Genomic DNA, 13,163 nt, shown 5'->3' with positions numbered 1-13,163 from the left:
CTTTTTTATGAAATTTTATTAGTGTTGCACTTAATATTACAATTCGTCCTATAAAAAAAGTACTGATGTATTATTTTGAACAACATAATCAATCGTATTCACAAAGATTAAAGTTAGCGAAACGATTGTTAGCGATTCATAAACTTGTACCTTTATATATATCTGACAAAGCCGTACTGTTCCCTATTAAACATCAACGTGCACCTTTGCAAACTTATATTAATGCATTGAACATTATAGGGTTAACATCAAATAAAGATGGCGTAATCATAACATTTGATAATAATATCCAATTACGTGTTGATGAACCCTACACTTTAATTTATAAAAAGTGGCAAGAGAGTACTTTATTATTTCATTTAATGCAAAAAACTATGCAGATTTATTAAATTTGTATTCAAGTAACTTTTTAGTGAAAAATGCAGTAACTGATTTAATCAGCATTAAACTTACGATAGCCAATAGTATTGCACCAATTAAAATTAGGACGACATTCAATATTGGCATTGATACCTGTGGATTGATAAAATAATTGACTGCAGTTAAACTCGTAATAAATCCTGTTAAAAATAAGCCAAGTAAGAAAGCGTAAATAAGCACCATACTAATGAGTAAAAGAAGTAATGTAGTACTTGCTACTTCTTTTTGTTGAAACACATTATTTTTCAGAAATTGATTCGCATAATGAATAGGTTTACGATACTGCTTTGTCTGAATTTCCCCTTCTTGACGCTCAACTTCATGGCGATATTCCGCTAAACTATTATGTAATTGCTTTTTTTCTTTCTTATTCAAAAACCACAATTGTTTTTTTACTTTCTCTTCAAAATCTGTTCGTTTCATACTTGTGGTTATCTCCTTTTTAAATTATTTCTTTTTAAAATTTTAACGACGTTGACATTTAGAAATAAGTTGGAATAGTATCTCTTATTAATATAAAAATACCCCGTAGCTATGTTTCTGATATTGTTAATATCATTCTACACTCTAATACGTTAATACCATTGACTTATAGAATGTCTTAACACTATCTAATGCTACGGAGTCAGTTGTTAAATTTAATTATGCTTAAAGAATAGATAGCCCTGAGCTTTGAATATCTTTAGTAAATCCTTTAACCGTATCTACTGATAATTCATTAATATCTCGCCCTAAATTCGTATTCACTTTCTTCACTACATCGGCAGGACATGTAATGATGTCGGCACCAATTTTATCAGCTTGAATGACATTAAATAGTTCACGGCAACTTGCCCATAATAATAATACACCTTCTTTACTGTGGGCAACGTCAACTGATTCTTTCATTAAAGGTAATGGATCTACACCTGTATCCGCAATTCTTCCAGCAAACACTGAAATATATGTAGGTACACCTGCAGTGACTGCTTCTGTAATTTCTTTAACTTGTTCAATTGTGTATACTGCTGTTACGTTTAAATGCACATTGTTAGCAGATAACTTTTTAATTAATGGGATAGTTGATTCACCTTTTGTGTTAACCACTGGAATTTTAACAAATACATTATCACCGTATTGTTTTAAAATTTCAGCTTCTTTCTCCATTGTTTCTAAATCATCTGCGAACACTTCAAATGAAATTGATGCATCTGGAATCGCTTTAACTGCTTCTTCTGCAAATGTTTTGTAATCCGTTACACCTGCTTTCGCCATTAAACTAGGATTTGTAGTGAACCCATCTACTTCTTTATTCTTATAAGCTGCTTTCATTTGTTCAATGTCTGCACCATCTGCAAATACTTGTACATTTAATTTTGTCATTGTATTTCTTCCTCCTTTAATTTCAATTACGATGATAGTTAAGTTACATCACAATGGAATTTATATGTATGTACGCATGTTCTTATGATGAATATACTATGCCGTAACAATAAAATATTTATAAATTATTTATATCATTCTTAGAATTTCTAAGCGAATGTTTTGCCTTTTAATGAAAATAAAATTCAAAATTGACGAGTCACTATTAAATTATAATTAAAATGTGGTAATATGATTAAATGAAATTAGGTAGGAGGAACACAATGTCTAAGCCAAAAAAATACTTCTATATCTCAGTGATTTTACTCATAATAAGCTTTTATTTTAATACATTTAATCCACTATTAAGTCAGCAAATTAATTCTGTTAAATATCTACTCATTGCCTGTAGTATTGTTAATGTTATTGTTTTAGTTGCTTCGATTATCTTTTCAGATAAAGCAATCAAACATTTAGGCGATAAACAAGGCTGGATTAGAATTGCTAGTAAAATTTTACCAATCATTATTTTATTCGTAATTGTATTCCATATCTTTGCTTCAATCAAAACGTTTGGTATTATTTCGTAATCGAGTGGATATGACAGAATAATGATTTAATTGTAATAAAACAAGAAATAGGTGTGACAAAATGCAATATTTATTTGTGTTTATCGGTGGTATGGTTGGTGCATTATTGAGATACATCTTATCAACATTGAATACGGGATCTAGCTTTCCTATTGGGACGTTAGTCGCAAATTTAGTTGGTGCATTATTAATGGGATATTTGTCATCTCTAACCATACAATGTTTCAAACATAAGCCCATGCTAAAAAAAGGATTAACTACGGGGTTATTAGGTGCGTTAACAACCTTCTCAACCTTCCAATTCGAGTTAGTTACTATGTTTCATGATCATCATTTCATATTGCTATGTTTATATGGATTATTAAGTTACGTTGGAGGCATCTTATGCTGTTGGTTAGGCGTTAAATTTGGAGGGGCACGTGTATGATTAATTTAGTGCTTGTTATGGTTGGCGGAGGTTTAGGTGCTGTCGTGAGAGCTTGGCTATCAGATTTCATTAATAGTAAGGTTTCTTCACCTATACTCGTTGCTACGTTAATCGTCAATATTGTAGGCAGTTTTTTAATCGGGTTCGTATTCGGAATCGCTATGAATCATCAGTGGTTTTCAATGTTGTTTATCGCTGGCTTTCTTGGTGGTTTAACAACTTTTTCAACTCTATCACATGAACTTGTCCAATTATTGTATCCACATTTTAAACCGATTCGTTTTTTGAGTTATTCCATTTTACAATTTATCGTAGGATTTATGTCATGCTATGTAGGTTTCATATTATAAAACACTTCATTGTTAAAAGTTTTAAAGCTTTTAACAATGAAGTGTTTTTAGTTAACTATTAGCCCTCGAATGTTTCTGGATTAGGACCAATACGTTGGTCTTTATTTAAATTGTCAATTCGTTCCATTTGTTCATCAGTTAATTCAAAGTCAAAGACATTGATATTCTCTTCTATTCTTTGTGGCGTGACTGATTTAGGAATCACGATAACACCATGTTGTATATTCCATCGTATCACGACTTGAGCTGCAGTTTTATTCACTTCTTTACCAATTTGGTTCAACGTTTCATCATCTAAAATTTGAGCATTCATAAATGGTGACCATGACTCCATGTGAATATTTTGCACTTCTAAATATTTACGTAATGCCTTTTGCGTGAAATATGGATGAAATTCCACTTGGTTGATCACAGGTTTGATAGAAACTTGAGCTAATAATGCTTCAAAGTGTTCTGCATTAAAATTACTTACGCCAATATTTTTAACCTTATCATCTTTATATAAATCTTCCATACCTTTCCAAGTATCTATCATGATTGCCTCATTCGTACCAGGCCAATGCACAAGGTATAAGTCTAAATAATCCAAGCCTAGCTTGTTGATGCTTGTTTCATAGGCTTTTGCTACATTTTCTCGACCAAAATCTTCAAAATATAGTTTAGATGTAATAAATAAGTCTTTACGTTCTAGACCTGTAGCAACTAAACCATCCTGGATTCCTAAACCGACTTGTTCTTCATTACCATAAACTTTAGCTGTATCAATACTACGATAACCAGAAACGATTGCGTGCTTAACCGCTTCTCTACATTCATCATTATTTTCTACTCTAAACGTTCCAATACCAACTTTAGGCATTGTGTGACCATTGTAAAATTCAATTGTTTCCATTCACGGTACCCCTTTTCTTTAAAATATGTATTATCTTATTCCCTTATTTAAACCATTTAAAAACGGGAATGGAACAGAATTCTTTTTAAATTCGTTGCTCCACTCCCGCAAGAATAACAATAATCGAGAAGCGCTTAATTTAAGCGTCTTTTCAGTTCAATCAGCTACTGCGAATTTGCAAAGTAGCTGATTGATATGTTTGTTATATCAGATTAGAAATTAATTAAATGATTCAATTTTGTCCATAACATCTTGTAATTCATCCACATTATATTGAATACGTCCATGGAACACAAACTTATTGAAGAACTCATCTAATTGATCAGGTCCTACGAGTACTTTAACACTTGAACTTTGTGCATAATTTGAAATTGTGACGTCTCCATCATGTTTCGGATTGAAATATAAAATCGCTGTTGGCGTATATTTCGCACCCAACTGAGTTTGTAAATCTGACGCTAATTTCTCTATCGCAGCAAGCTGTTCAGAATAATTAACGAATGACAATGATGCTTTATCCTCATTTTGATCAAGTACTAACGTTTGTGGTGACTTAGCATCTAAATCTAACGTGTTAAAGATTTGTTCCATCATTGGTAATTCGTTAAATTGATTACCACTTATGCCTTGATATACATGTCCTTTTAATAATTGCGAATCTATAATATATAGGCCAGTACGTGTAAGTACAAGGTGACTAATACGTTCAATATCATTAAACTCATTACTTGGAAGGAAGATATTTGCCATGATATGCATATCTTCAGGTCTGATACGTTTTTCTTTTACTAAACGCTCTCTAATACCAATTAAACGCATATCTGTCACATATTCACTTTTATTCTTAGAGAATAGTTTTAAGGCATCAATTTCACGGTCTTTACCGCTGACAGTTGCATCAAAATCTTCTTTTTGTTTAGTAACTTGCTTTTTATTTTGTATGCGCTCTTTTTCAAGTGCTTCGTCATGAGACGCTTTCATTTGTTTTTCTTTGAGGTCGTATTCTTCTTTTGTCTTTTGCTTAATATTATTTTTACTTTTAAGTGTAACTAAAAATAGAATTAAACAAATCGCTGCAACTACAATGGCTATGATTAAACCAATTTCAATTGGTCCAAGTGAATTCATTAAATCAACGCTCCTTTAATCTATCAGTATGTCTAATTATAATAGAAACAGTCCTTAATTTCGACAATTTCTTATAATATTATTTAAAGCGTTTATTAACTTTGAACAGCATCTTTTAATACGTTCACTTTGTCTAATTTTTCCCAAGGTAATAGTACATCAGTTCTACCAAAGTGACCATATGCTGCTGTTTGTTTATATATAGGATGTTTTAAATCTAACATTTTAATGATACCTGCTGGTCGTAAATCAAAGTTTGCTCTAACCGCTTCAACAAGTTGTGCTTCTGAAACTTTACCTGTCTTGAATGTATCGATTGAAATTGAAACTGGTTCAGCAACTCCAATCGCATATGCAAGTTGTACTTCACATTGATCTGCCAGTCCTGCAGCAACGATATTTTTCGCTACATATCTCGCTGCATAAGCTGCTGAGCGGTCTACTTTAGTTGGATCTTTACCACTGAAGCAACCACCACCGTGACGTGCATAACCACCATAAGTATCAACGATGATTTTACGTCCTGTTAACCCTGCATCGCCTTGTGGTCCACCGATAACAAATCTTCCTGTTGGATTGATAAAGAATTTAGTTTCACTATCAATTAAACCTTCTGGTACTGTTGGATAAATGACATGTTCTTTAATATCACTTTGGATTTGCTCTAATTCAACATCATCCGCATGTTGAGATGATACAACAATCGTATCAATACGTTTAGGTTTATCATCTTCATCGTATTCTACTGTAACTTGAACCTTACCATCAGGTCTTAAATAATCTAGAATACCATCTTTACGCACATCTGATAAACGCTTCGCTAATTGATGTGATAAAAAGATTGGTAACGGCATATATGTTTCTGTCTCATTAGTCGCATAACCAAACATTAAGCCTTGGTCACCCGCACCTGTAGCTTCAATTTCTTCTTCAGAAATATCATTTCTATATTCAAGTGCTTTGTCAACACCTTGCGCAATATCCGGTGACTGTTCATCGATTGCAGTTAATACTGCCATTGTTTGGTAATCATAGCCAAATTTAGCACGCGTATAGCCAATACCTTTAATTGTTTCTCGTACGACTTTGGGAATATCTACATAAGTAGAAGTTGATATTTCACCTGAAATGAGCGCCATTCCAGTTGTTACAGTTGTTTCACAAGCGACACGTGCATTGGGATCATCTTTCAAGATTTCATCTAAGATAGCATCAGACACTTGGTCAGCAATCTTGTCAGGATGTCCTTCTGTTACTGATTCTGAAGTAAATAAACGTTTATTGTAAGTCATGATTTGCTCCTTTTACCATTGTATTTACGAAAATTCTCTTTAAAATGTGAGCTCAAAAATAAAAGAGCCTTCTTCACTATTCAAGACAGAGAGAAGGCTCTTAAACGTCCATTCGCTCTTATCGTTCAGACGATTATATGTCTGCAAACGGTTTGGCACCTTTCTTTTAAAAAAGAGGTTGCTGGGTTTCATTGGGTCCATGTCCCTCCACCACTCAGGATAAGAGAATCCGTTAAGAACTATACTACCTAATTCACCAATTAATGTCAATTTTGTTTTTACATGTTTTTTTGTCTTTTCCAGGTGGAATAATTATGGCATTATGTTATACTATTTTCATGTAAAGGCTTACAATATTGAATTTCTATAACACACGCTGGAGGGATTGGGTATGTCAGTAGATACATACAGCGAAACACCTAAAATTAAAAAATTATTAGAAAAAGAAAGCTCTCTTTTTCAACTCTCAACAACTCAACTTTATTACAAAATAATGGGTAATAAAGAAGGAGAATTAACTGAACTTGGTGCGATTAATGCGAGCACTGGTAAATACACTGGACGTTCTCCAAAAGATAAATTTATCGTTACAGAACCTTCTTATAAAGATAATATTCATTGGGGAGATATTAACCAACCTATCGATGAAGAAACTTTCTTAAATCTTTACGCTAAAGTTTTAGACTATCTTGATACAAAAGATGAACTTTACGTTTTTAATGGCTATGCAGGTAGTGACAAAGATACACAATTGAAACTTACAGTTATTAACGAACTTGCATGGCACAACCTTTTTGCACAAAATATGTTTATTCGCCCAGATTCTAAAGAAGAAGCAAGTAATATTAAACCTAATTTCACTATTGTTTCTGCACCTCATTTTAAAGCTGACCCTGAAGTTGATGGTACTAAATCAGAAACATTTGTTATCATTTCATTCAAACATAAAACGATTTTAATTGGTGGTACTGAATATGCTGGCGAAATGAAAAAAGGTATCTTCTCAGTAATGAACTATTTACTACCAATGCAAGACATTATGAGTATGCATTGTTCTGCTAACGTTGGAGATAAAGGAGACGTTGCTTTATTCTTCGGATTATCAGGTACAGGTAAAACAACGTTATCTGCAGCACCAGATAGAAAATTAATCGGTGATGATGAGCATGGTTGGAATAAAAATGGTATTTTCAACATCGAAGGTGGTTGTTACGCTAAAGCAATCAATCTTTCTAAAGAAAAAGAACCGCAAATTTATAACGCGATTCAATACGGCACTATTCTTGAAAATACTGTAGTTAACGAGCGTGGCGCCGTTGACTTTGATGATAATTCATATACTGAGAATACCCGTGCAGCTTATCCAATTCATCACATTGATAACATTGTTCTACCATCTAAAGCAGCTCATCCTAATACAATCATTTTCTTAACAGCTGACGCATTCGGTGTATTACCACCAATTGCTAAATTAACTAAATCACAAGCGATGTACCACTTCTTAAGCGGCTTTACATCTAAATTAGCTGGAACTGAGCGTGGCGTTACAGAGCCTGAACCTTCATTCTCTACATGTTTTGGTGCACCATTCTTACCACTTAATCCTATTAAGTATGCAGATTTACTAGGTGAACTTATTGATAAACATGACGTTGATGTATACTTAGTTAACACTGGCTGGACAGGTGGTAAATACGGTGTAGGTAGACGTATCAGCTTACATTACACTCGCTATATGGTAGATCAAGCGATTAAAGGTAAATTGAAAAACGCTGAATTTACTAAAGATGAAAAATTCGGTTTAAGCATTCCTACAGAAATGGAAGACGTACCTAAAACAATACTCAACCCAATTAATGCTTGGAGTGATTCAGACAAATATCGCGCTCAAGCCGACGACTTAATTAAACGTTTTGAAGAAAACTTCAAAAAATTCGGTCCAGAAGTTGAAGAAATTGCTAATACAGGTGGCTTTAATAAATAATTAAATGGTCACATTCAAAAGGCAACGTACTTGGTAAAATTAACCAAGGTACGTTGCCTTTTTATTTACCCTCACATTTCGACATCCAATGATGTACATAGTTAAGTGCTTTTTTCATAGCTGGTGGTCTAGGCACATGACCTTCATCTATTTGATAAAACGTATCAAAGTCGACACCTTTAGAACTCAATTGCTTCTCTAAATAATAAGCATGGTGAATACCTACCTGTTTATCTTTACCCCCATGTACAATTAGGATTGGCGGACTATGCGCATCAATTAATTTTATAGCATCTCTTTTGTCATAGGCGTCTTTATGTTTATCAGGATGACCAACCATACGACGTAACATGCCACGTAAATCAACACGTTCCTCATACATTAAATGCATATCAGAAACCCCACCCCAGATAATATAACTATCTACCGGATAATCTTGATAAGTTAAGAGACCTTGTATTCCCCCTCTTGAGAATCCAATCATATGTACATAAGCATTTGGATATCGTTGTTTAAGTATTCTAATAAGGTACGTTACATCTTTTAAATCAGCGTTAGCAAACTCATCACGACCTTCACTGCCATTACTACCTCGATAGTAAGGTCCTATCACTAAAGTATCATCATTTGCAAACTGCATTAATCTGGCTGCACGTACACGACCAACTTGTCCCTTACCTCCTCGCAAGTACACCACAATTCTATTTACTGCTTTCTTTAGAGGACACATCTGTAATGCTTTTACTTTTAAGCCATCAACTGTATAAGTCATTTCATCAAATTGATGCGTTCTCGATGCTATAGGCATTTTCTTAGTCGCGATAATATCCAAGGTCTATCATCCTTTCGACACACTTCAGAATTGCGTCATCTTGAATTAAGTAACTTTGCATATCCAACGGAACATCACTAATATGCTTAAACAACAATGGACCGCTCGTTTCTAAATAATCACTTTTCTCTTTAATTGATTTGATTCTCACTATATATACATCTTTTTTGAAAATAGCGTTATCCAACGTGTGAACTTGATATTGTGCTATATAGTCAATCGTTTCAGGTATACCTCCAGTTTCTTCAAAAAGCTCTCTCTTGATTGCTTGTATACTTTGTTCTCCCTTTTCAACCTTACCACCTGGAAACTCAATGCCACGCATTTTGTGCTGAGTAAAAAGTAACTGGTTCTTATATAGTGGAATAGCTAAAACATGATTACCATCAGGACAGTCGTTGTTCGTTTTGTAACTCATTGTAACACGTCTATTATCTTTATCTAGAAACTCCATGTTCTATACTACTCCCTTCAATATGTTAAACTAATTTATAATCGTATTACTGGTTGGAGGCCTATAATGTTAAAAAAATTATTTCTTGGAATAATCCATATCTATCAACGCTATATTTCACCTATGACGCCACCTACATGCAGATTTTATCCTACGTGCTCAGAATATACACGAGAAGCGATTGAAGTTTATGGCCCACTCAAAGGTGGCTATATGGGAATTCGTCGCATTCTTAAATGTCATCCACTTCATAAAGGTGGATTTGATCCAGTTCCTTTAAAAAAGGATAAGGATAAACATAAACATAGACACTAGTTTAATTTATATAATTTTGATTTATCGATTTGAGGGGGATGGAATAAAATCATCCCCTCTTTTAATTTGCCAACACCTTGCGTAAAATCGTCAGTAAAATAATAACCATCTGGGGTGACATCCCCTGGATAATCACCTTCTCGCGCTAACATTGCGGTAAAATATCTACTCAGTCCATATTCATACATGCCACCGATAACTACTTTAATATCATTAGATTTTAATTCACGTATTAATGATTGCACGCTATCAATACCACCCACTCTAAAAGGTTTAACAATCACTACTTTAATCGGGAATCGCTTAACAATTGACATAATACGATTGATATCAGTTGCTTTTTCGTCTATCGCAATCGCAGGATATTGCGTATGATCAATGTGTAAAATTGAAGACAACGATTTGAATGGCTCTTCTATATAAAGTATGTTTTGTGTCTCTATAGCTTCTAATTTCTGAAAATCTGACACATCCAGTGACTCATTAGCATCTAAAGCTAATTCATAATCAAAAGGCAATGCGTCATTTAACAGTGAAATATCATTATTCAATTGACTTGTCCATTTTAATTTAATGCGTTTAGGTTCCGTTTGTGCTAAATCATCAAGTTGTTGTGCACTAATACCACTAATGGTTGCACCATATTCTACTTTAAACGTCGGTAAGTCATGATACATCTGGTAAATCGCCATAGCTACAGCACTTCTTGATGCAGGTTGATTGTCAAGCATGGCTAAATAAGGCTTCCAATCTTCATATACCTGAAATGACTTATGAATGACACTTTCCGCCCATTGAGAAAGTGTTTCTTTAACTGTATCAATCGTCTCTGCGGCATACCAATCTGATTCAAACGCATTACATTCACCGAAATAAGATTGCTCATCATCACTTAAAAATTCAACAATAAGCGCTTTACGATGCGTCATTTGAACTTTTGGTGTCACAATTGGATTTATAAATTCATGATTATAAAGATAAAAATTTACTGCTTTAATCCACATATTAATGCCCTCAATTTATCATTTTACTACGCTGCAGTTTACCAGTTGATGTATAAGGCAAACGTTCAACTTGATGAAACGCTTTAGGTATTTTATATTTAGCTAAATGAGATTTAAAATAGTTTATTAACGCCGTATCAGAAATGGGACAATCAGCAACGTAATAGAGTACTGGCACTTGTCCCCATGTCACATCCTCTTGTGCAACACATACAGCGTCATTAATATCTGAATGCATTTTAGCAATGGTTTCTATCTCATAAGGATAAATATTTTCTCCACCACTAATGATCAAATCTTTGCGACGATCATAGACCATTACAAATCCTTCCTCATCAATTTCTGCTATATCACCCGTTTTAAAGTAACCATCTTCAAATGTATCGCTTAAGCCTGTTGGATATAAATAACCATTCATCACATTGTCACCTTTGATAAGAAGTTCGCCATGACCTTCACTATTAGGATGTTTGATACGCACTTTAACGTTTTCGCTTGGTTTACCAACAGTGTCATATCGTTGTGCAAGCATCTCAGGTGTAGCAGTCAAAAATTGAGAACATGTTTCTGTCATTCCAAAAGAATTGTATATTGGAAGGTGATTATTTAGCGCTTCATCAATTAAGGTAGATGATAATTTGGCGCCTCCTAGTAAGATTTTTTCAAGTGAGAAAGGTTGATTCAATCCTGCATCCATAAGCCATTTAAGTGTTTGTGGCACTAAAGATACATGTGTAGGTCTTTCTTCTTTAATAATCGTTAACATCGTTTGCGTATTATATTTTTCCAGTATACGTACCGTAAAGCCCTCGATTATAGAACGTAACAACACACTGAGCCCTGAAATATGATATATCGGTAAAACAGATAACCATTTCGTAGTTTCATCATATCCTAAACTTTTTTTACAACCAATCGCACTTGCATAATGATTTTTAAATGTTTGTGGTGCTGCTTTTTGAGGCCCTGTCGTACCTGATGTAAACATGATTGATGCAATACGTTCATCATTAAATGTTTCGTCATTGGCATGACTTGGATATTGTTCTAATTCAGATAAATGTATCACATTGAAATGCGACAAATAAAAAGGTTGCGTCGTAAATATAGTTGTAATATTAATGGAATTCATTTGATTTATCATTTCAGTTTCTGTTAATCGTGTGTTTAACATTGCTATTTCAACATTAGCTAACCAACACGCGTTTATAAGCGTAATAGACTCAATATCATTCTTAATGTACAATCCTACTCTGTTCAAATTCAAAGAAAGGATATGTTTTGAAATTGAAAGTGCTTTATCATATAATTCTTTAAATGTTATAGAATGTTTTCCATCTGTAACTGCAATTTTATTTCTATTATTAATACTTTGCTCTTTTAACCAAAAATCCACGATTCATTCCTCCATCTAGATACATTCTAATTATAACGATATTTGAGTTAGTTAGCATTGGTTGTGTTTAAGTAGCAGCATATTTTAATACCATTAACTTATAACTATAAAGATTTAAAGTGTATTTTAACTATAAATAATAAGCTACTTTTATTTAAAAAAATAAAAAGAGTTTAAAGTGATGATTACCACTTCAAACTCTGATAAGCTATGATATTCAATTATTGCCTAGCCTCATAGTAGGCTGGCTACTCTGTTCAATGTATTTCGTTTTATAAGCTCCACGCATTGCCGTTGACCTATATATATTATAATATTTTTATATAATAAAATCAATATAAATTTTATCTACTAATTCTTACATTTCCCTTCAATGGATAATTGAATAATGCGATCATGATTGTAAATTAAAGATATTCTAGTTTTAAATCTATCAGAATTTTTACTTTGATATAAAAAGAGAGCTAGAGTACCCATTACTCTAACTCCTTTTTCTGCTTGTGTTGAAATTTTCATTTCAAATCCTCGAAAATCAATGTATTTCGTTTTATAAGCTCCACGCATTGTCGTTGACCTAAATATATTATAATGTTTTTATATAATAAAATCAATATAAATTTTAAACTAAATATTTACATCTTATCTCATTGGGAGTGGGACATAAATAATATGATGATGCTATTTGCAAATTCGCAGTAGCTGACTGAACTGAAAATGCGCTTAACTCAAGCTTTTCTC

Annotated in this window: 16 protein-coding genes and 1 riboswitch; of the genes, 6 read left to right on the top strand and 10 right to left on the bottom strand. The window is 33.3% G+C overall.

Annotated features, from left to right (window positions below; translation table 11 throughout):
* Positions 1 to 65 precede the first annotated feature (65 nt).
* A complete protein-coding gene (locus tag KA858_RS11045; protein WP_245342093.1) occupies positions 66 to 389 on the top strand; it encodes a competence protein ComK in 324 nt (107 codons plus the stop codon).
* On the opposite strand, the gene KA858_RS11040 is transcribed toward KA858_RS11045, so the two are convergent.
* Together KA858_RS11040 and KA858_RS11035 are read right to left on the bottom strand one after the other, a co-directional pair.
* Complete coding sequence (locus KA858_RS11040) at positions 373 to 843, bottom strand: hypothetical protein (RefSeq protein WP_210135706.1); 471 nt, start codon at positions 841 to 843, stop codon at positions 373 to 375. The genes KA858_RS11045 and KA858_RS11040 overlap by 17 nt on opposite strands.
* A gap of 225 nt (positions 844 to 1,068) precedes the next feature.
* On the bottom strand, positions 1,069 to 1,782 hold the full coding sequence (locus tag KA858_RS11035) for a transaldolase (protein ID WP_210135705.1): 714 nt from the start codon (positions 1,780 to 1,782) through the stop codon (positions 1,069 to 1,071).
* Between the two features lie 263 nt (positions 1,783 to 2,045).
* On the opposite strand from KA858_RS11035, the gene KA858_RS11030 reads away from it, so the two are divergent.
* From KA858_RS11030 to KA858_RS11020, 3 genes are all read left to right on the top strand, one after another.
* Positions 2,046 to 2,351 (top strand): hypothetical protein, encoded by a 306-nt coding sequence (locus tag KA858_RS11030; RefSeq protein ID WP_210135704.1) that lies wholly within the window; start codon positions 2,046 to 2,048, stop codon positions 2,349 to 2,351.
* A 61-nt stretch (positions 2,352 to 2,412) separates the two neighbouring features.
* The gene (crcB, locus tag KA858_RS11025) at positions 2,413 to 2,778 is read left to right on the top strand and encodes a fluoride efflux transporter CrcB (RefSeq protein ID WP_210135703.1); all 366 of its coding nucleotides are present in this window, start codon (positions 2,413 to 2,415) and stop codon (positions 2,776 to 2,778) included.
* Complete coding sequence (locus KA858_RS11020; RefSeq protein WP_210135702.1) at positions 2,775 to 3,128, top strand: fluoride efflux transporter FluC; 354 nt, start codon at positions 2,775 to 2,777, stop codon at positions 3,126 to 3,128. Before crcB ends, KA858_RS11020 begins: the two co-directional genes overlap by 4 nt.
* A 58-nt stretch (positions 3,129 to 3,186) precedes the next feature.
* Here the strand turns inward: KA858_RS11020 and KA858_RS11015 are convergent, their stop codons facing one another.
* From KA858_RS11015 to metK, 3 genes are all read right to left on the bottom strand, one after another.
* Entirely contained in the window at positions 3,187 to 4,020 is an 834-nt protein-coding gene (locus KA858_RS11015; protein WP_210135701.1) for an aldo/keto reductase, read from the bottom strand.
* A 219-nt stretch (positions 4,021 to 4,239) separates the two neighbouring features.
* Positions 4,240 to 5,148 (bottom strand): NERD domain-containing protein, encoded by a 909-nt coding sequence (locus KA858_RS11010; RefSeq protein WP_075109186.1) that lies wholly within the window; start codon positions 5,146 to 5,148, stop codon positions 4,240 to 4,242.
* 95 nt (positions 5,149 to 5,243) lie between these two features.
* Positions 5,244 to 6,440 (bottom strand): methionine adenosyltransferase, encoded by a 1,197-nt coding sequence (gene metK, locus KA858_RS11005; protein ID WP_053030566.1) that lies wholly within the window; start codon positions 6,438 to 6,440, stop codon positions 5,244 to 5,246.
* A gap of 115 nt (positions 6,441 to 6,555) precedes the next feature.
* Positions 6,556 to 6,666: riboswitch (SAM riboswitch) on the bottom strand.
* Positions 6,667 to 6,831: 165 nt separating this feature from the next.
* On the opposite strand from metK, the gene pckA reads away from it, so the two are divergent.
* Positions 6,832 to 8,424, top strand: a complete 1,593-nt coding sequence (gene pckA, locus KA858_RS11000; protein WP_053030568.1) for a phosphoenolpyruvate carboxykinase (ATP) — start codon at positions 6,832 to 6,834, stop codon at positions 8,422 to 8,424.
* Between the two features lie 61 nt (positions 8,425 to 8,485).
* Here pckA and KA858_RS10995 read toward each other — a convergent pair whose 3' ends face one another.
* Together KA858_RS10995 and ytkD are read right to left on the bottom strand one after the other, a co-directional pair.
* Complete coding sequence (locus KA858_RS10995) at positions 8,486 to 9,256, bottom strand: alpha/beta hydrolase family protein (RefSeq protein ID WP_193839186.1); 771 nt, start codon at positions 9,254 to 9,256, stop codon at positions 8,486 to 8,488.
* Positions 9,237 to 9,710, bottom strand: coding sequence for an RNA deprotection pyrophosphohydrolase (ytkD, locus tag KA858_RS10990; RefSeq protein WP_210126045.1), 474 nt, complete (start codon positions 9,708 to 9,710; stop codon positions 9,237 to 9,239). The genes KA858_RS10995 and ytkD overlap by 20 nt, the downstream gene beginning before the upstream one ends.
* A 66-nt stretch (positions 9,711 to 9,776) precedes the next feature.
* Here ytkD and yidD point away from each other — a divergent pair, with 66 nt between their 5' ends.
* The gene (gene yidD, locus KA858_RS10985) at positions 9,777 to 10,025 is read left to right on the top strand and encodes a membrane protein insertion efficiency factor YidD (RefSeq protein ID WP_075109182.1); all 249 of its coding nucleotides are present in this window, start codon (positions 9,777 to 9,779) and stop codon (positions 10,023 to 10,025) included.
* On the opposite strand, the gene menC is transcribed toward yidD, so the two are convergent.
* From menC to KA858_RS10970, 3 genes are all read right to left on the bottom strand, one after another.
* A complete protein-coding gene (menC, locus tag KA858_RS10980; protein WP_210135700.1) occupies positions 10,022 to 11,029 on the bottom strand; it encodes an o-succinylbenzoate synthase in 1,008 nt (335 codons plus the stop codon). The genes yidD and menC overlap by 4 nt on opposite strands.
* A gap of 10 nt (positions 11,030 to 11,039) precedes the next feature.
* On the bottom strand, positions 11,040 to 12,425 hold the full coding sequence (menE, locus tag KA858_RS10975) for an o-succinylbenzoate--CoA ligase (protein ID WP_210135699.1): 1,386 nt from the start codon (positions 12,423 to 12,425) through the stop codon (positions 11,040 to 11,042).
* Between the two features lie 351 nt (positions 12,426 to 12,776).
* Positions 12,777 to 12,941 (bottom strand): hypothetical protein, encoded by a 165-nt coding sequence (locus tag KA858_RS10970; RefSeq protein ID WP_210135698.1) that lies wholly within the window; start codon positions 12,939 to 12,941, stop codon positions 12,777 to 12,779.
* Positions 12,942 to 13,163: the final 222 nt, after the last annotated feature.

Origin of the sequence: Staphylococcus sp. GDX8P80P (assembly GCF_017893095.1) — a bacterium.
GTDB lineage: Bacteria > Bacillota > Bacilli > Staphylococcales > Staphylococcaceae > Staphylococcus > Staphylococcus borealis.
Note: the sequence above shows the minus strand (reverse complement) of the source record. Positions and strands in the feature narration are given on the sequence as shown.